The organism is Hymenobacter lapidiphilus (assembly GCF_013377885.1).
In the GTDB taxonomy this organism is placed as follows: Bacteria; Bacteroidota; Bacteroidia; order Cytophagales; family Hymenobacteraceae; genus Hymenobacter; species Hymenobacter lapidiphilus.
Map to the genome: position 1 here is coordinate 68616 of NZ_JABKAU010000019.1, position 18397 is coordinate 87012.

Below are 18397 nucleotides of genomic sequence, written 5' to 3' on the forward strand. Positions count from 1 at the left end.
CCTGAATCCCTACCTTAGCGAACATGAAGCGCCTGCTGCTCCTGTTATTAAGCCTGCATCTTTTAGCCATCAGTTGCCTACCGGGCGGCAATGCGCAGGAACTGGCGGAGGCATCGGTGCTGTGGCAGCACCACGACCAGCACCACGCGGCCAGCGGCCTAGTGGGTTTCTTCTACGACCATTTCCTGGCCGATGCCCACCATGAGGACGGCGGGACCGATGAGCACCAGTCGTTACCCTTCCACCACACCCACGATTACGCGGCCCCGGCGGTGTACCTGCCGCCGGTAGCCGCGCGCTGGGTGCTGCTGGTACCGCGCTGGTCGGCGCTTGGCGGCAGCCGCCCGTTACCGGCCGTACTGGCCACCCATCCCGGCATGGCCCGCCGGTGCTGGCAGCCTCCCCAAGCCTGAATCAACCCCCGCTTTTTTGGGTAACGCCTCTCCCTGGTCGTGTCGCACTGCGGCAGCCGACCCGGGCACGGGCGCATTGTTGATTCAGCCAAATTTTCATGCTTGATTCCATTATTCGCTTCTCTATCGGCCATAAGTTGCTGATAGGGTTGCTGACCCTGGCCCTGGTGGCCTGGGGCGGCTATTCGGTGCTGCACTTGCCCATCGACGCCGTGCCCGACATCACTAACAACCAGGTGCAGGTCATCACCCAAACCCCCTCGCTGGGCGCGCCCGACGTGGAGCGACTCGTTACTTTTCCCATCGAGCAGGCCATTGCCACGATTCCCGATGTGCAGGAGGTACGCTCGTTTTCGCGCTTCGGCCTCTCGGTCGTCACCATCGTCTTTCCCGACGATACGGACATCTACTGGGCCCGCAACCAGGTGAACGAGCGGCTTAAGGAGGCCGAGCGGCAGATTCCGCCCGGCACCGGCACGCCCGAGCTGGCCCCGGTCACGACGGGGCTGGGCGAGATATACCAGTATGTACTGCACCCGAAAAAGGGCTACGAGAAAAAGTTCTCGCCCACCGAGCTGCGCACGGTGCAGGACTGGCTGGTGCGCCGGCAGCTGCTGGGCACGCCCGGCGTGGCCGATGTGAGCAGCTTCGGCGGCAACATCAAGCAGTACGAAGTGGCCGTAGACCCCGAGCGCCTACGGGCCTACAACGTCAGCATTGGGGAGCTATTCGCGGCCCTGGAGCAGAACAACCAGAACACCGGCGGGGCCTACATCGACAAGAACCCAGCGGCCTATTTCATCCGCACCGAGGGCCTGGTGGGCTCACTGGAAGACGTGGGCCGCATCGTGGTGAAGGCCCCGGCGGGCGGCGTGCCCGTGCTGGTGCGTGACGTGGCCGAGGTGCGCTTTGGCCACGCCGTGCGCTACGGCCTGATGACGCGCAACCAGGAGGGCGAGGTGGTGGGCGCGCTGGTGCTCATGCTTAAGGGGGCCAACTCCTCCGAAGTCATTAAAGCCGTGAAGGAGCGCATGGCCGTTATTGAGAAAACGCTGCCCGAGGGCCTGGTGATTGAGCCGTTTCTGGACCGCACCAAGCTAGTGGACCACGCCATAAGTACCGTCACCAAAAACCTGGCGGAGGGCGCGCTGATTGTCATTTTCGTGCTGGTGCTGTTTCTGGGCAACTGGCGGGCTGGGCTAGTGGTGGCCTCGGTTATTCCGCTATCCATGCTCTTCGCTATCAGCCTGATGCGGGTGTTTGGCGTGTCGGGCAACCTGCTGAGTCTGGGCGCTATTGACTTCGGGCTGATTGTGGACGGGGCCGTGATTATCGTGGAGGCCATCGTGCACCGGCTGGCTACGCTCAACCGGCCGGCCGGCGCGCTGGCGCTCAACTCAGGCGAGATGGACGAGGAAGTGTACCAGGCGTCGAGCAAAATCCGTTCGTCGGCCGCGTTCGGCGAAATCATCATCCTGATTGTGTACCTGCCGCTGCTGGCGCTGGGCGGCATCGAAGGGAAGATGTTCCGGCCGATGGCCCAGACCGTGGCCTTCGCCATCCTGGGTGCCTTTATTCTGAGCCTCACCTACGTACCCATGCTCTCGGCGCTGGCGCTGAGCCGCAACACCGAGCACAAGCCCAACATTTCCGACCGGGTGCTGGGCAACCTGGCCCGGCGCTACCAGCGCGTGGTGGCTTGGGCGCTAGGAGCCAAAACCCTGATTCTGGGCACCGCGCTGGCCCTGTTCGTGGGCGCGCTGCTGCTGTTTGGCACGCTGGGCGGCGAGTTTATTCCGACGCTGGAAGAAGGTGACTTCGCCGTGGAAACCCGCGTGCTGCCCGGCTCGTCCATCACCTACACCGCCGAAAAGGCCCAACAGGCGGCCGGTATTCTCCTCAAAAACTTTCCCGAAGTGAAGGAAGTGGTGGCCAAAGTAGGCTCGTCAGCCATCCCCACCGACCCCATGCCGGTGGAGGCCTGCGACCTGATTATCGTGCTCAAAGACAAAGAGGACTGGACCTCGGCCGACTCACGCGAAGAGCTCGTCGAGAAGATGTCGGCCAAGCTCAGCGCCATTCCCGGCGTGACGTTCGGCTTCCAGCAGCCCATCCAGATGCGCTTTAATGAGCTGATTTCGGGGGCTAAGCAGGACGTAGTCATCAAGATTTTTGGCGAAGACCTCCAGCAGCTCGACGACTACGCCGGCCAGGTGGGGGAGCTGGTGAAGGGCCTGCCCGGCGCCACCGACCTGTACGTGGAGCGCGCCACCGGCCAGAGCCAGCTGGTGGCCCAGATAGACCGCAACAAGCTGGCCCAGTACGGGCTGTCGGTGGAGGATGTGAACAGCACGGTGCGGGCGGCCTTCGCCGGGGAAGTAGCCGGTCAGGTGTTCGAGAAGGAACGCCGCTTCGACCTGGTAGTGCGCCTCAAGGAAGATGCCCGCCAGGACATCAGCAACCTGCGCCAACTCTTCATCGTGGCCCCCGACGGCCGGCAGGTGCCGCTGGAACAGGTGGCGAAAGTATCCCTGGTGTCCGGCCCCAGCCAGATTCAGCGCGACGATGCCAAGCGGCGCATTATCGTGGGTTTCAACGTGCGGGGCCGCGACGTGGAAAGCCTGGTGGAGCAGGTGCAACAGCGCATTGAGAAGCGGATGAAGTTCGCGCCCGGCTACTACGTGACCTACGGCGGGCAGTTTGAGAACCTGCAATCGGCCCGCGACCGGCTACTTATTGCCGTACCGGTGGCGCTGCTGCTCATCTTCGTGCTGCTTTATGCCACGTTCAATTCGGTCAGCCAGTCGGTGATGATTTTCACGGCCATTCCGCTCTCGGCCATCGGCGGGGTGCTGGCGCTATGGCTGCGCGGGATGCCGTTCAGCATCTCGGCCGGGGTGGGTTTCATTGCCCTGTTTGGGGTGGCCGTGCTCAACGGCATCGTGCTCATCGGCTACTTCAACCAGCTCAAGGAAGAAGGTATGACTGACCTGCGGGCCCGGATTCTCGAAGGCACCCACGTGCGGCTGCGGCCGGTGCTGATGACGGCCACCGTGGCCTCGCTGGGCTTTTTGCCGATGGCGCTGTCCAGCTCGGCGGGCGGTGAGGTGCAGAAGCCGCTGGCCACCGTGGTGATTGGCGGGCTGGTGACGGCTACGCTGCTCACCTTATTGGTGCTGCCGGTACTTTACTATTTGGAAGAAAAGTGGACCGCCCGGCGCGCCGCCAAAAAAGCATCCGCGGCTGGCTCGCCCGCGAAACTCGGCGTGGCTGGCATCGTGCTGCTACTGACTGTGGGCGGGGCACTGCTGTCCGGCCGGGCGCTGGCCCAAGCTCCGACCGGGTCCGAAAGTGGGGCGCTCAACGCCACCCAAGCGGTGGAGGTTGCTCTGGCCCAAAGCGGCACCGTTCTCGGAGCCGAGCAGCAGCTGGCCGCCCAGCAGGCCGCCGTGCGCGCCGCCCGCGACTTCGGCCGCACCACCGTGCAGGGCAACTACGGCCAATACAACTCGGTACGGAAAGATAACTCGTTCACCGTCACCCAGCCGCTGGCCTGGCCGGGTTACTACCGCTCGCTCACGGCCCTGGCTAAAGCCCGGGTAGCCACCCAGGAGCAGCAGCTGGCCCTGGTGCGGGCCGACGTGCGCCGCCAGGTGCGCCTGCAATACGAGGCCGCCGTGCACGCCCGCCACCGCCTGCGCACCCTGCGCGCCCAGGACAGCCTCTACACCGAATTCGTGCGGGCCGCCCAACTGCGCTTCCGCACCGGCGAAACCGCCCGGCTCGAAGTAGCCACGGCCCTGGTGCAGCAGGGCGAAACCCGCATCCGCCTCGCCCAGGCCCGCACCGAGTACGCGGTAGCCGTGCGCCAGCTCCAGGCCCTGCTGCAACGCCCCGCGCCCGTGGCCGTGGCCGACAGCACCCTCGCGCCGCTGGTGCTCCAAACGCCAACTGCCCCCGGCGACACGGCCGTCCTTGCGCGGAGCCTGCTGGCCCAGGTGCTGGCCCAACAGGTAGCCGTGGCCCGTGCCGAAACCCGCGTGACGCAGGCCCAGGGCAAGCCGGGCTTTAGCTTGGGCTACTTCAACCAGTCGCTCATCGGCCCGCAGCTGGTGGACGGCGCAACGCGCAACTACGGGGCCGGCGACCGGTTCCAGGGCGTACAGGCCACCGTGGCCGTGCCTCTGATTCAGGGGCCGCAAAAGGCGCGGGTGCAGGCCGCCCGCTTGCAGGAAAAAGTGGCCCAGACCGGCTACGCCCGCTATCAGGCCGAGCTAGCCGGCCGGGTCGAGACCCTGCTGCTTCAACTCGCCGAACAGCAGCAGTGCCTGCAATTCTACGAGCAGACTGGCCTGCCGCAAGCCGCCGTCATCACCCGCATAGCCACCAAGGCTTTCAAGGCGGGCGAGAACGGTTACACCGAATACCTGCTCAACCTGGACCGCGCCCTGCGTCTGCGCACCGACTACCTCGACGCCCTGCTGCAACACAACCAGACCGTCATCGAGCTGGACTACCTGCTGAGCAGCGGACAGTAAGCGCTGAACGGCTGCCCATTTCTTCCTCATCGAACCCTTATTTCATGCGTTTTCCCTTCTATAAACTGGCCGTTTTGTGCGTAGTGCTCGCCGCCGGCTGCACCAGCAACACCGAACCCGCTGACCCGGCGAATGGCCTAGCCACCGCTGCCGAAGCCGACAGTACCGCCGCGCCCACCGACCTGGTTTCGCTCACGTCCGACGAGCAGCGGCTGGCCGGCATCCAGACCACTACCCTTCAAGAGCGCGTGCTGGGGGCAGGCCTTAAGGTCAACGGCGTGCTCGACGTGCCGCCCGACAAGCTCATGTCCATTAGCGCGCGGCTGGGCGGCATTGTGGAGCGCACTACCCTGTTGCAGGGTATGTATGTGCGCAAGGGCCAGGCGCTGGCCGTCATCAGCAACCCCGAGTTCATCCAGCTTCAGCAGGACTACCTGGAAACGCAAAGCGAGCTGCGTTACGCCAAACTGGAACTGGAGCGCCAGCGCGAGCTGGTGCGCGAGGAGGTAGCTCCCGCCAAGAATGCCCAACAGGCCCAGGCCCGCTACGGGGCCCTGACGGCCCAGGCGGCCGGCCAGGTGGCCCGGCTCCGGCTGGCGGGCCTACCCGTGGGCGCCCGACCCTTCGTGACTACGGCCACGCTGCGCGCCCCCAAAGCGGCCTTTGTAAAGGCCGTGAACGTGGCCGTGGGCCAGAGCGTAACGCCCACCGACGCGCTGTTCGTGCTCGTCGACCCCAACCACCTGCATGTGGAGCTGACCGTGTTTGAAAAGGACGCCGCGCAACTCCGGCAGGGCCAGCGCATCCGCTTTACCGTGCCCAACGACAGCAGCGTGGAGCGCACGGCTACGGTCTACCTCATCGGGCGCACGGTGGACGAAACCCAGCGCACGGTGCGCGTGCATGGCCACCTCGACCGCGAAAACGACCCCGCCTTGCGGCCGGGCATGTTCGTGCGGGCCGTTATCGAAACCACCTCTCGCCGCGTGCCCGCCCTGCCCAACCAGGCGGTAGTCGATTACGAGGGCAGGCAGTACGTGTTCCGGCAGCAGCCGGCGGCGGCCGGCCAGCAGGCCTTCCGCATGGTGGAAGTGCGGCGCGGTGAATCGGCCGACGGCTACAGCGAAGTATTCATTCCCGGCGCGGCGGCGGCTGATTCTACCGCCCGCTACGCCACCGAGGGAGCTTATTCACTGCTGAGCAAGCTCAAAAACGCCAGCGAAGAATAACCGCCTGGCCGATGCGCCCGCCTCTCTTTTCTACTCCGTTCTTTCTAACCGTTCTATGAATTCCCTGCGCATTCCTTTGGTGCTGGCCGCCTTGCTGGCCGGCCCTTCGCTCCCCACGCTGGCCCAGGTGTATACGCCCCCCGACGCCGACGAGCACCCGCACCCGCATCCGCACCCCGCACCGTTGCGGGGCCCAGAGGTCACACCTAACCCCGCCGCTCAACTGCCGCTAGCCACGATTTCACACACGCTGTACACTTCCAAATCGGAGCTGTACGCGGAGTCTAAACCGCTGATTGCGGGCCGTCCAATTCGCTTTACGGCTCACCTGACTACGCTCGGTGCCTCGTTCCGGCCCTACCTGGCCGGGCAGGTTACGGCGCGCCTGCAAGTGGGCGGCCAGACCCTCACGGCTTCGGTGGCCAAGCCCGAAGCGCCCGGTATTTTCCGGTTGCAGCTGCCGCCCGCGCCGGCCGGGACGGGCATGCTCGTCATTGACATCGTTACCCCGGAATTCACCGACCAGTTCACGATTCCGGGCGTGGTGGTGTACACCGACGAGGCCGCGGCCCGCCAACTGCCCCGCGACGAGCGGCCCGGCGACATCTCCTACATCAAGGAGAAATCCTGGCTGCTGCCCGACTTTGCCACCCAGCCGCTGGGCCGGGGCACCGTGACGAAGGGCGCGACGAATCTGACTAACGTGCTGGTGCTGCCCCTGACGGCCTTCGTAAACATCGGCGGACGGCCGCACGTGTACGTGCAGCGCACGGGTGAGCGATTTGAACTGCGGCCGGTGCAAACCGGCCCCGGCGACGGCCGGCAGGTGCAGCTACTCAGCGGCGTGCAGGAAGGCGAGCGGGTCATTATTGGGGGCGCGCGCGAAATCCTGGGGGCCACCGTGCCCGCCGAGCACGGTCATTCACATTAGCTGGCCGGGCGGCTGTACGCTGTTATCTACTTCACCTCCTATGGCTTTTTGATGAACCTGAGCACTGTTTTCGCGCCCTTCACCAGCCTGCGCAACCCCGTCTTTGCCCGCCTCTACGCGGCCCAGACCGCCAGCCTGCTCGGTGACGCGCTGACCTGGGTGGGGCTGGCTCTGCTGGCCTTCGAGTTAGGCGGGGCCGAGTCGGCGGGCATCCTGGCCTTTGCCCTCACTTTGCGCGTAACGGCTTTCGTGGTGCTCTCGCCGCTGGCCGGTCTGTTGGCCGACCGGCTCAACCGGAAGTTCATCCTGGTAACGGCCGACGTGACGTGTATGGGTGTCATTTCCCTGCTGCCCTTCGTGACGGAAGTGTGGCAGGTGTACGCCCTGATGCTGCTGGTCAACGCCTTCACGGCCTTTTTCACGCCCACGTTTCAGGCCACCGTGCCGGCCGTTACCACCCCCGAGGAGCTGCCCCAGGCTATTAGTCTTTCGGGGGCCACCTACGAGTTGCTGGGCGTACTCGGGCCGGGGCTGGCTGGCGCGGTGGCCGTGGTGCTGGGTACGCGCAACATCTTTTTTCTCGATGCGGCGACCTTTCTCGTGTCGGGCATCCTTATTCTGACTTTGCCCGGCCGGTTACGCGGTGAAGCCGAGGTAAAGGCCGACACGCGCATCACCGTACCCAACCTGCTGGTGGGCACCCGCCGCCTTTGGGGGCGCGGCCCCATGCGCTATGCCCTGCTGCTGGAGCTGGTAGCGGCCGTGAGCGGGGCGCTGATTCTGGTGAATACCGTGGGCCGGGTGAAGGGGCAGCTGGGGCTGGGCAACGCCGAGTATGGCTGGGTGATGTCGGCCTTTGGCATTGGGGCCACGGCCGCGGCGCTGCTGGCTGGGGGGTTGGCTCAACGAATCGCCCAGACCTCCTTCGTGCTGGTGGGGGCACTGGTTACGACCGTGGCCGTACTGCCGGCCAACCAGGCGGGGCTGGGGGGCCTGCTGTTCCTGTGGCTACTGGCCGGCGCGGGCCAGAACTGGGTGAACCTGTCCACCCAAACCATCATTGCCGGGCAAACTCCATTGGAATTTCAGGGCCGGGTCTATGGAGCCCACTTCGCCTGGAGCCACTTGTGGTGGGCCTTCGCCTACCCGCTGGCCGGGTTCCTGGGTACTCACTACGGCACCGGCTCGTTTCTGTGGGGCGGGCTGGTGGCGCTTGCCCTGTTGGTTGGCACCTGGCTGCTGAGCCCTAAAAGAGCGGAACTGGCCGCCGAGCAGAAGTCCACACCGACTTGACGGCGGTAGATAGACGGCTCCCTCTGGTAAACCACCAGTAGCAACTTGTCACTAGGTGCCTACTATAGCGCGAAACAAGTTTATAAAACTCACCAAGCTAATGAGTTTCGTAACCGTCTAAAGTTGAGTCTGTTTTCCCGGCAAAGCGCCACGCCGACCTTACCCCATTTCAAGAAGCCAAAACCGCCATTATTCCGTGGCTGGTCTGAGAACGAGGGCTGTGTAATATAAAAAAGAGACTAAACCGAAACCAACAAGGGATTGAGACTACAGCCCCAATCCCTTGTTTATTATTGGCTTAGCTGCAAACCCTTAAGCAGCCAGGTACTCCTTCGTGACCTGAACCTTGGCGTAGAAAGAGGACATCGCGGCTAAAAATGCCGTCTGCACGTCAGCGGCTTTCACCTGCGCACCATTTACTTCCAGGTCTCTGGTGGCACAGGCATCCCCGATGACAGTGCATTCAAAGCCCAGGTCGCGAGCCGCGCGGGTAGTGGCATCAATGCACATATGCGTCATCATGCCCGTAATCACTAAGTCCTTCACTCCGAGCCCTTGCAGGTGCTCCAGCAGGTCCGTCTCCCGGAAGCTGTTCGGGTAGTATTTCTGCACCGTCTTTTCGCCGGCTTCCGGTTTCACATTCGCGTGAATCTCGGCCCCTTCGGCTCCGGGCAGGAAGAACGTCGCACCGGGACCTATTCCCAGGTGGTGCACGTGGACGATGGGCAGGTTTTGTTCGCGGAATTTCGCCAGCATCAGCTTGACGTTTTCGCTGGCTTGCAAGGCGCCCACGAGCTCCATGGCACCATTTTCAAAATAGTCATTTTGAACGTCGACAATAATCAGGGCTTTGCTCATTTTATGCGGTTTTAGTAGGGTGAACGTATGGGGTGAAGTTATCGGAAGGCGAAAGCCTGCTAAGGATTAAATGACGGCGAAGTCCGGCCATTTTGTTAACCCAGCCGCTGAACCAAAGCTGGATAAAAGGGGGGGGGGGGTGAATAGACTTGTTCCTAAATAGGGTTTGTTGTTTTCTGCGTCAGATGCCAGTTCCACATACCGCAGGCAATACCCATTATCCGGTCGTTAAACGAGGTGGATTTGTTGCGATACGTTTGAGCGACGCAGCCCAAGCGTTTGGCCCCACTGATAGCGTGTTCGACCTTGACACGGCGGCGCGCGTGGCCGCAGTTGGCGGCGCGTTGCGCGTCGGTCAGCGCCGCGTCGGGGCTTCCGGTGTGGCAAACTCGCGGCCGGCAGGTCGTAATCGGTCACCAGCCCCAGATAGCCCAAATCAGCTAGCAACTCAAAAAGGTCGAGCAGCCCCAGGTTTACATCGAATTCATTTTTAAGCAGGTGATAGTCATGGCTGGACCCGCTCGTGGTGGGTCCCAGGTAGTGAATATAGCGGCTGGGGTCGGCGATGAGCGTGTTTTTACGCGTCAGTCTTTTTTTTGCCCGAATAGTCGGCCTTCTGGTCTACCGTGGCCTGCGGTCGGTGCAGGGGGCGTTCAGTGGCATCGAGCAACAGCACGGGCACGTCGGCAAAGACGGCTTGCATCTGCGCCAGCGAGTCAATGGCACGGGCCGGCAGCACGTTTAGGGTGCGCAGGGTCCGTTCCAGGGCCCTGGCCAGGTGGTGAGCATGTTCACAGGCTTTGGAGCGGGGCAAGCCAAACGTGGCGGCCAGCACATCGAAGGTGGGATACGTTTTCAGGTAGTAAAGAATGAACAAAAGCTTCTGCTGCGAACTAGCTAACACGCCTTTACGCCCGCCACCCGCCTTGCGCTGGCGCGGACGTTGCACGGAAAAACGCGCATCTGCTTCTTGCTGGCAGCCGTTGGTAAAGGGCTCGGCCAAGGCGCAAAAAGTGGCCATGTCCAGCCCCGTCAACGCCCGCATCTGGCGGTCGTCAACTATCGTATTCACGTCAAGCATTCTCAAAAATACTATTTGGGAACAAGTCTAATGGCTAAACGTTAGTTATGGACTTAATGGTCCAGAATTAGGTAAAAAAATGTGAACAGATCCACGCTACCCGTCCAGGTGGGATAGTAGCAGCTGCAGGGAATCGTCAAGTTGCTGCGGGCTATAGCCCGCCCGGGCCATGACCTGCAGCCCCGGGAAAGCCAGCACCAGCAGTTTTGCCAAGTCCCGGGCCGGCCGGGGGCTGGTCAGCGCGCCCGCTTGCTGCCCCCGCTCAATGGTGCGCGTTAAGAGGTCCTCCATCAACTGCAGGTCCTGTACCACACGTTGGCGCACCTCCGGGTCGTGCGGGGCCAACTCGACGGCCTGGTTGATGCTCATGCAGCCATACGCGGGCTCGGCATCGTTCACGCTGGCGAAAAGCTGGTGAAAAAACGCGTCGATGGCCGGGCGGACGGGTCCCTGTTCCAGCACGTGGTGCGCCGCGCTGGCCCGGTCCTGCCGGTAGGTGTCAAAGGCGGCAATAAACAGCTCGCGCTTACTCCCAAACGTCGCATAAAGGCTACTCTTACTCAATCCCGTTGCCGTTAACAATTCGGCCAAGGAAGTGGCCTCATAGCCCTTGCGCCAGAATACGCCTAAGGCCTGATGAAGTGCTTCGGTGGTATCAAATTCCTGGGGACGCGGCATTAAATTAAAGGGTGAGAGGCGCAAGCTACGATTCAGAACCGTTCGGTCCAAACCAAAGTTCCTGAACTCAGAAAACGTTCGGGTAAGTCGGGGGGCTCGGCACGTTTGCCTCAGCCAGCACTGGGAATTAATAAACAGGTATGCCATCTTGACTCGGTAGCGCGGGTTTCTACCTTTTGTGCCTACTTGCTCGCTAGAGCCTGTTATGCACTGGTGCGTCAAAACGCGGCCCTTTCCGGCTTATTTGGGCAGAAAAGCGTCGTTGTAGGCTCTTCAAGGCCATTGCTTGTGCGGCAGCAGCGACTTTCCGCTTGTACAACCGCCGAAAAAGTCGCTTTTCAACACACCAGTGCATAACAGGCTCTAGATAATTATCCCTTTTAATATCTAATTGCCTCATATAAGTTCAGTAGTTATATATAGGCCTTTGCTGCTATATTTCTTCTTAGCCAGAAGGGAAAAGCACGAAATTATGTATATACATCGTTCCGCGCCCTAGTGTCAGTTATATCAAAACGAGCAACCTGGAGGTGTTGGAGCTAAACCGGACAATTGTTCGATCTTTAACTACGGTCTGGGTACATGTTCCCTCGTAACTGATACACTTGACAATAGCCGCTTTTAAAACTAAAAAAAAAGCGAACCCTATTCAGTTATTATTTATTTGTTTTATTAACAATTAGAGGCGCCTCAACTACTTGGTTTTCAATGTTTTGTGAGACTCAAACGGGCACGAAGTACCTCTGAGATAGGTACGAAGTACCTTTGAGATAGGCACGAAGTACCTTTGAGATAGGCACGAAGTACCTCTGAGATAGGCACGAAGTACCTCTGAGATAATAATAAAAAATATCTCTTTTACTATCTCAAAAATATCATACATTAGCGTCAGCTAAACTAGCTTGCTATGTCTGATAAACACTTACCCGGTACCACCTTTGATAAGCGGCGTGGCAAATGGAAGGGACAGTACCGTAAAAACGGTAAGACTAAGAGCCTCGGATACTTCGAGTCCCAACTTGAGGCCTATGAGGCCGTGCTCAAGGCTAAGGCTGAGTCACAGATTTCTACCGAGGATAGTGAGATACTTTTAGAGGTACTTCCCTCCTATCTCAGTAAATCTGCTTCCCTGCGCCACACAACTGATACTATTGCTCAAAGTAATGTGCTCATAGATAGCCCGTGGGCGATGACACTAATGGAGGCACGTCTCTTTGTGCTCATGTTACGTGGACTACGCCGTGATGACCCCGGTACTAATCGTATCGTGGTGCCGTTGGCCGATCTTGTTGGGGAACAACCCATCGGCGGTAGGGGCTACAAACTGTTGCATGCAGCTTTGGATGGGTTAGATGCTATTCGTATCGATTTGCCAATGCCTAACCGCCAGCAAGATTACCATAAGGTACCCTTAGCACATTCCTTACAGTTGGATAGCGGCGCAGGTACGGTATCGGGATACTTCTCGGCTGATGTAATGCCTTATCTGACCAGCTTAGTGGATAATTTTACATTGGGTCAAGTGGCTGACTTGCTCAGTATCCGTAGCGTGAATACGCATCGTTACTACTGGCTTATGCAGATGTGGAAATTTAAGAGTCCACATACAGTAGCAGTAGAAGAGTTGCGTCGGCTGACAACAGGTGATTCCGCCTATCCACAATACTCCGAGTACCGCAAAAATGTACTTAAGCCCTCATTAGCTGAACTTAATGAGCTGAATTTCGAAATATCCGTCGTGGAGAATAAGGTCGGCCGCAGCGTAGATTCCGTAGAGTTTCATATAAGCTATGTTGCTGCTAAGCTACAGTCGCGCCAGTTGCAATTGCCACTTGGGGAGCCAACTCAGTTGCTTGAACAACCCTTAATCGTTCCTCAACATGAGCGTGTGGCCCAGCGACTTCGCAAGCTCAAACTCACAGAAGCTCAGATCAAGCAGGTTATTCAAGTGTTGCCTACCGAAGCCGAACAGCATAAATTATTGAAAGCTACTCATCCATTGCTGGTGGAATACGAAACTAAGAGTAAGCCTTTCGATAATATTGGAGGTACAGCTATTAATCTACTCAAAACAACATTTCCGAACTATTATAAAGCAGTGAAGTAAATTTCCCAAACATCAATTTGGACCTAGGTGAAATAGGTGCCAAAAGCATAAAATAGTTTATTTTTGCTTCAAAAAACGGCATTTTTATACTATTATTAACTGATTATGCCTTAAGTTTCTTATTCTTCAACAGCAGCTTTTGATACAGTTCTTGCGGAAGGTTGCGATTAGCATTTTCCAGCTTATCAAGCATCTCAGCAACCGCTTGCTCAATCTGTCGGCGGACCACGAAGCCAGGCTCCCAGTATTCTGCCTGTTTCAGGCGCAGATAAGTACTCCGGCGCAGATAGGTGCTGAACTGCACCCATTCCTGCTCGGGGTCTACAGCCGGTATAGTTGGCTGAGTAACTGCGGTGGCGGCTGAAGTTTCAGTTTTTACCCGAGCCGTTGATGACAGCTCATCCATTCCGTAGAGCGAATTTGTATCCAGCACCGGGCGTGCTGTTTTGGCTGTGAAGTCACGTTTTGAAGAGATACTCATAGTCGGGCTAGAATTTCATTGGTGAGAGCGGCATAATCAAGGGCCCCATTGCTTCCGGGTGCATAGGCCAGAATCGGCTCATGCATCGCCTGAGCTTCACCCAGCTTGGTGTTTTGTCGGATGCTGACATCCATCACCAACGGGGCAAGCTGCTCGTCCTGGTTTATCAGCTCAACATACTGATGGTGCATAGACGATCTGTAGGTGGGAGAATACTTGGTGAAGAAAAGCCCCCCCACTTTAAGCCTCTGGTTATAGTGTTTGCGCACCCGTACGCAGGCCTGTAGCAACGATGTCAGGCCGTTGTAGCCAAAGTACTCTGGCTGCATGGGAATGAAGACGGCATCCGCGGCAATTAAAGCGGAATAGGTAATGCCTCCCAGCGAGGGAGGCGTGTCAATCAGACAATAGTCGAATTGGTCTTCAACCGTTTCCAGCGCCTCACGCAACACGAACTCCAGACCGGAACTACCGGCCATCAATTTCTCCACCATCTGCAGCCTTGGGGAAGCAGCGACTAACTGTATCCCCTCCCCTACTTTCTCCATCAGTTCAGTGATGGAAATTTTGCCATCGCTTTCCAGCAGCTCTCCCAGGTGCCTTTCGCTCGCACGGTCAAAAGACATAGAAAGGTTGGTCTGCGAATCGCTGTCGATCAGTAGAACGCGGGAACCTCTGCTGGCTAGTATTTGGGCCACGTTCAGAGTGGAGGTGGTCTTACCCACGCCACCCTTATGATTGGCGAAACATATTGTCTTCATCAGTTGCGCTTGAGTTAGTCAAGGCAATAATAGACATAAATAACGGCACATACTATAGACACACAGCATATATAGCACACAATAGGCATACTATATTTAATACATACGTTGTATGTATTAAATATAGTATGCCTATTGATCAGCACTTCAATAGGGCACTTTATCAACCAAACAGGGGGGGGGGGGCAAAATCAGCAGATTGTATTTAATGTATGTATTGTATATAACAGGTGTTCTACACGTTTTAAGCTCATTAAATTTAAAGCGTGTCGTACACCTGTTGTATGTTAAGCATCTATTGAATACAAGCTACCCGCGAGATTTACCCCGCCTATGCGCTTAACCCACACGCAACCTATTGGAGCATTTTTATAGCAGCCATAGGCAAGTCCAATTCTAGGCAGTAACCCGGAGCATGACCCCGCGCTCGGGGTCGTGCTCCGGGTTACGAATAAGGACCCGACACCAACTCAGGCGATACACTGCCAAGGAGTAGTGCGCAGCCTTGGGGCACCACTCCTTGGTCGGCTGGGCATTCCATGAGCACCCCGAAAATGGCGTGCGCCCGAGGCGGACCCTGAGTAAGCGTTAGCTCTGCCAGGCGGTGCCGGGTTGCCGAGTTTGGGGGAGAAATGATTTCGTACTGCACCAGGAGTGGAGCTGTTGCCAGGAATCCAGCCCAGGTTCCGTAGTACCCGTAGCCACTGCAGCAGCGGTACGTCGCTGGCCCGCTTCGGCCTCGGACGCAAGCTCCAAGCCACGTACTGGGACCGGGCACGCCACATCTTTGGGATAATCCCTGTCATCTCAGCCGTACCTGCGTTGATTAACCTCCTGGCTATGTTGCTTCGAGCATGGTCAACAACACGAGTTCGTGGTGCTAGCTGATTTTTACTGTTTTCTCATCCGGGCCATAAAGACGCTTAGCTACCAGCTTTTAGAAGCTTAGTATAAAAACGAGTGGTTAGTAGTAATAAATTCTTCTTATAACGTTTTATAAACGCTCGTTTGTAAAACGTTATAAAGCGTATTTTTGCGGGGGCTTTCTACTCATTGCTCTCTTTATCCATGAAGCATTATATTCCCTACTACCGGGTATCTACCCTCAAACAAGGTCAGTCCGGGCTCGGCCTCGATGCCCAGCGCGCTGCCGTGTTGGCCTTTGCCGGGGCAGTGGGGCAGGGGAAGCTGGGACCAGAGTTTGTGGAGGTGGAAAGCGGTAAACGTAATCATCGGCCCCAGCTGGCGGCCGCCATGGCCGAGGCCCGCCGGGTAGGAGCCACGCTGCTCATCGCCAAGCTCGACCGGCTCTCTCGCAACGCCGGTTTCATTTTCGCGCTGCGCGACTCGGGCGTCGATTTTGTCTGCTGCGATATGCCCGATGCCAATACGCTTACTGTTGGCTTGTTTGCCGTCATCGCCCAGCACGAGCGCGAAACCATCAGCAAGCGCACCCGCGATGCGCTGATGGCTAAAAAGGCCCGGGGCTTCCAATTAGGTACGCCCACCAACCTCACCTCTGAAGCCATAGTTAAGGGCCGCGAAATGCGGCAGGCCAACGCCCACACCCACCAAGGTAACCGGCAGGCATCCCGGCTGGCTGCTTTGCTGCAGGGGCAGGGGCACACGCTCCAGCAGATTGCCCACGAATTGAATGAGTCAGGCTACCGCACCAGAAGGGGAGGGGAGTTCTTTCCTATGACCGTTCAGCGACTACTTAAGCGCATAGAATTGCCAGCACGAGCGGTAGTGCCAGCAAGAGGACAGCCGTAGCCATTACCAGTTCCTATACTCCTCATACCCTACCCACGCGTGAGGATTTGCTGGCCCCAACCGCGCGCTGGCAATGGGCCAGCAGGTGTAAGTGACGCGCCAGGAACAAGCGCCGCAGTTCTGCTGTTTTTGTAGATCAATCAATTAACGCTATGCCTACCCCCCTCAACAACACCCCGCGCCCGGCCAAGCAGCCGGTGGCGTATTCCATCCTGGACCTGGCCACCGTGTCGCAGGGTGAAACAATAAAGCAGACCCTGAATAACTCGCTGGCCCTGGCCCAAGCCGCCGAACTTGCCGGCTACACCCGCTACTGGCTGGCCGAGCACCACAACGCCGACAGCATCGCCAGCAACGCGCCACCCCTGCTCATCGGGTACGTGGCCGATAACACCACCACCATCCGGGTGGGCTCCGGGGGCATGATGTTGCCCAACCATTCACCCATGATTGTGGCCGAGCAGTTTGGCACTCTAGGTCAGCTCTACCCCGGCCGCATCGACCTGGGCCTGGGCCGCGCACCGGGCACTGACGGGCAGACCGCGCAGGCCATCCGGTCTGATTTTATGCAGGCTGCCCACAGCTTCCCACAGGAAATCAGCAAAATCCAGACGTACTTCTCGCTCGCCAACCGGCAGGCCACTGTGCGCGCCCCGGTGGCCGAGGGCACCGACGTGCCCCTCTATATTCTGGGGTCAAGCACTGACAGCGCCCACCTGGCCGCCAAGCTGGGACTACCCTACGCCTTTGCCAGCCACTTCGCCTCCACGCACCTGCACCAAGCGCTTAAAATCTACCGCGACGAGTTCAGGCCTTCGCAGGCCCTGGCGCAGCCTTACATTATCGTGGCCATCAACGCCTACCTGGCCGACACCGACGAGCAAGCCGAGCAGCTCTTCACGAGCCTGATCAGGATGTTTGTTGGCGTATTGACCGGTGCACGGCAGCCCGTGCAGCCCCCCACGCCCATGACCGACGAGTTGGAAGGCATGTGGCAGCACCCTGCCGTACAGCAAATGCTGAAGTACTCGTTTGTGGGCAGCAAGCAAACCGTTAAAAATCAGTTGCAAGCATTTCTGACTGATACCCAAGCCGACGAGCTTATCGTGGCCTCTGCCATGTACTCCGTGGCCGACCGTATTAAATCGGCGCAGCTCTTCGGGGACGTGCTGCAGGAGCTGAACGCGCAGGTAATGACGCGAGCAGAAGTGCGCTTGTAGCGGGGCGGCTATTTGCCAAGATGTCTCGTCGCCAAATAGGCTGACCATCGGTCCGCCATATATGGCTGTGTCTTGTCCTGAAATTCAAACACCCCTTTAAGTGAATGATCAATAGCAATCCGGCACGAAGCAGCCAGGTGACTTCTCATACCTGAGTAAACAGGATTTAGGGGCAGTGGGGAAGTACAGAAAGCCGCACCTGTGTTCCGGAATCGTTGCTTATGGTAGTGCTACTTGCACCCACCACCTCAGAATCAGTGCAGGTGCGCTCGTCCGCGCCGGCTTGTACTTTGCTGGGGCGGGAGCTCCTACCCCGCAGTAGTCCGCATACAGCTCACTGTTGAGCTGTATGCGGACTACAAAGCCCGGCCTACATCGCCTTATACTCCCCCCAGCTCTTAATCTTCAAGTCCTTCATCTCCAGCGTGCAGAAGGCCTTGATGAACGCCTTGGCCAACCGCGCGTTCGTCAGCAAGGGCACACCGGAATCCACGGCGGTGCGGCGGATTTTGTAGTCGTTGTCCAGCTCGCCTTTTGACAGGTTTTTGGGGATGTTAATGACCAGGTCGATTTTCTTCTCCTTGATATACGTCAGCACGTTGGGCTCCTGCGCGTCGCTGGGCCAGAAGAGGAGGCTGCTGGGTACGTTGTTTTCGGCGAAGAAGCGGTGGGTGCCTTGGGTGGCATAAATCTGGTAGCCGCGCTTCACCAGTAGCTGGGTGGCGGAGAGCAGCGCCACTTTCGACGTGATGGGGCCGCCGGAAATGAGCACCGTTTTCTCCGGGATTTTGTAGCCCACGCTCAACATCGATTTCAGCAGGGCCTCCTCGGCGGTGTCGCCCAGGCAGCCCACTTCGCCGGTGCTCACCATGTCGACGCGCATCACCGGGTCGGCGCCGGGCAGGCGGGTAAAGGAGAACTGCGGGGCCTTCACGCCCACAAAGGGCAGGTCGTAGACCCGCTCGCTCTCGTCGCGTGCTACTTTCTTGCCCAGCAGCACCTGGGTGGCCTTTTTGATGAGGTTGTTGCCCGAT

The 18397-nt window shown here is 58.8% G+C and carries 14 protein-coding genes and 1 pseudogene; 8 read left to right on the forward strand and 7 right to left on the reverse strand.

What is annotated here, in order from left to right; genetic code table 11:
* Positions 1–23 precede the first annotated feature (23 nt).
* The 5 genes from HW554_RS11655 (at position 24) to HW554_RS11675 (ending at position 8404) form a co-directional block, all read left to right on the forward strand.
* Positions 24–413 (forward strand): hypothetical protein, encoded by a 390-nt coding sequence (locus tag HW554_RS11655; protein ID WP_176908762.1) that lies wholly within the window; start codon positions 24–26, stop codon positions 411–413.
* 98 nt (positions 414–511) lie between these two features.
* Complete coding sequence (locus HW554_RS11660) at positions 512–4951, forward strand: CusA/CzcA family heavy metal efflux RND transporter (RefSeq protein WP_176908763.1); 4440 nt, start codon at positions 512–514, stop codon at positions 4949–4951.
* Between the two features lie 44 nt (positions 4952–4995).
* Positions 4996–6180, forward strand: coding sequence for an efflux RND transporter periplasmic adaptor subunit (locus tag HW554_RS11665; protein WP_176908764.1), 1185 nt, complete (start codon positions 4996–4998; stop codon positions 6178–6180).
* A 55-nt stretch (positions 6181–6235) separates the two neighbouring features.
* Positions 6236–7111, forward strand: coding sequence for a hypothetical protein (locus HW554_RS11670; protein ID WP_176908765.1), 876 nt, complete (start codon positions 6236–6238; stop codon positions 7109–7111).
* A 51-nt stretch (positions 7112–7162) separates the two neighbouring features.
* Entirely contained in the window at positions 7163–8404 is a 1242-nt protein-coding gene (locus tag HW554_RS11675; protein ID WP_176908766.1) for an MFS transporter, read from the forward strand.
* Between the two features lie 312 nt (positions 8405–8716).
* On the opposite strand, the gene HW554_RS11680 is transcribed toward HW554_RS11675, so the two are convergent.
* From HW554_RS11680 to HW554_RS11695, 4 genes are all read right to left on the reverse strand, one after another.
* Positions 8717–9262, reverse strand: a complete 546-nt coding sequence (locus tag HW554_RS11680; RefSeq protein WP_176908767.1) for a cysteine hydrolase family protein — start codon at positions 9260–9262, stop codon at positions 8717–8719.
* Between the two features lie 155 nt (positions 9263–9417).
* Positions 9418–9672, reverse strand: coding sequence for a transposase family protein (locus HW554_RS21085; protein WP_176908780.1), 255 nt, complete (start codon positions 9670–9672; stop codon positions 9418–9420).
* Between the two features lie 167 nt (positions 9673–9839).
* Positions 9840–10343: a helix-turn-helix domain-containing protein gene (locus tag HW554_RS11690; RefSeq protein WP_176908768.1), complete on the reverse strand. Its 504-nt coding sequence runs from the start codon at positions 10341–10343 to the stop codon at positions 9840–9842.
* A 96-nt stretch (positions 10344–10439) separates the two neighbouring features.
* The gene (locus tag HW554_RS11695; protein WP_176908769.1) at positions 10440–11021 is read right to left on the reverse strand and encodes a TetR/AcrR family transcriptional regulator; all 582 of its coding nucleotides are present in this window, start codon (positions 11019–11021) and stop codon (positions 10440–10442) included.
* 907 nt (positions 11022–11928) lie between these two features.
* On the opposite strand from HW554_RS11695, the gene HW554_RS11700 reads away from it, so the two are divergent.
* Entirely contained in the window at positions 11929–13128 is a 1200-nt protein-coding gene (locus HW554_RS11700; RefSeq protein ID WP_176908770.1) for a replication initiation protein, read from the forward strand.
* A gap of 103 nt (positions 13129–13231) precedes the next feature.
* On the opposite strand, the gene HW554_RS11705 is transcribed toward HW554_RS11700, so the two are convergent.
* Complete coding sequence (locus HW554_RS11705; protein WP_176908771.1) at positions 13232–13609, reverse strand: hypothetical protein; 378 nt, start codon at positions 13607–13609, stop codon at positions 13232–13234.
* Complete coding sequence (locus HW554_RS11710; RefSeq protein WP_176908772.1) at positions 13606–14370, reverse strand: ParA family protein; 765 nt, start codon at positions 14368–14370, stop codon at positions 13606–13608. The genes HW554_RS11705 and HW554_RS11710 overlap by 4 nt, the downstream gene beginning before the upstream one ends.
* 1068 nt (positions 14371–15438) lie before the next feature.
* Between HW554_RS11710 and HW554_RS11715 the strand changes: the two genes are divergently transcribed.
* Both HW554_RS11715 and HW554_RS11720 read left to right on the forward strand, forming a co-directional pair.
* Entirely contained in the window at positions 15439–16143 is a 705-nt protein-coding gene (locus HW554_RS11715; RefSeq protein WP_176908773.1) for a recombinase family protein, read from the forward strand.
* 152 nt (positions 16144–16295) lie between these two features.
* Entirely contained in the window at positions 16296–17363 is a 1068-nt protein-coding gene (locus tag HW554_RS11720; protein ID WP_176908774.1) for an LLM class flavin-dependent oxidoreductase, read from the forward strand.
* A gap of 370 nt (positions 17364–17733) precedes the next feature.
* Here HW554_RS11720 and HW554_RS11725 read toward each other — a convergent pair.
* A pseudogene (locus HW554_RS11725) lies at positions 17734–18397 on the reverse strand (carbamoyl phosphate synthase large subunit); the annotation flags it as partial.

What these genes read in the sequence shown, in the direction of transcription:
- HW554_RS11660 (WP_176908763.1), top strand. Translation starts at nt 512, where the DNA reads ATGCTTGATTCCATTATTCGCTTCTCTATCGGCCATAAGTTGCTGATA.
- HW554_RS11705 (WP_176908771.1), bottom strand. Translation starts at nt 13,609, where the DNA reads ATGAGTATCTCTTCAAAACGTGACTTCACAGCCAAAACAGCACGCCCG.
- HW554_RS11695 (WP_176908769.1), bottom strand. Translation starts at nt 11,021, where the DNA reads ATGCCGCGTCCCCAGGAATTTGATACCACCGAAGCACTTCATCAGGCC.
- HW554_RS11720 (WP_176908774.1), top strand. Translation starts at nt 16,296, where the DNA reads ATGCCTACCCCCCTCAACAACACCCCGCGCCCGGCCAAGCAGCCGGTG.
- HW554_RS11700 (WP_176908770.1), top strand. Translation starts at nt 11,929, where the DNA reads ATGTCTGATAAACACTTACCCGGTACCACCTTTGATAAGCGGCGTGGC.
- HW554_RS11655 (WP_176908762.1), top strand. Translation starts at nt 24, where the DNA reads ATGAAGCGCCTGCTGCTCCTGTTATTAAGCCTGCATCTTTTAGCCATC.
- HW554_RS11715 (WP_176908773.1), top strand. Translation starts at nt 15,439, where the DNA reads ATGAAGCATTATATTCCCTACTACCGGGTATCTACCCTCAAACAAGGT.
- HW554_RS11690 (WP_176908768.1), bottom strand. Translation starts at nt 10,343, where the DNA reads ATGCTTGACGTGAATACGATAGTTGACGACCGCCAGATGCGGGCGTTG.
- HW554_RS11710 (WP_176908772.1), bottom strand. Translation starts at nt 14,370, where the DNA reads ATGAAGACAATATGTTTCGCCAATCATAAGGGTGGCGTGGGTAAGACC.
- HW554_RS11670 (WP_176908765.1), top strand. Translation starts at nt 6,236, where the DNA reads ATGAATTCCCTGCGCATTCCTTTGGTGCTGGCCGCCTTGCTGGCCGGC.
- HW554_RS11675 (WP_176908766.1), top strand. Translation starts at nt 7,163, where the DNA reads ATGAACCTGAGCACTGTTTTCGCGCCCTTCACCAGCCTGCGCAACCCC.
- HW554_RS11665 (WP_176908764.1), top strand. Translation starts at nt 4,996, where the DNA reads ATGCGTTTTCCCTTCTATAAACTGGCCGTTTTGTGCGTAGTGCTCGCC.
- HW554_RS11680 (WP_176908767.1), bottom strand. Translation starts at nt 9,262, where the DNA reads ATGAGCAAAGCCCTGATTATTGTCGACGTTCAAAATGACTATTTTGAA.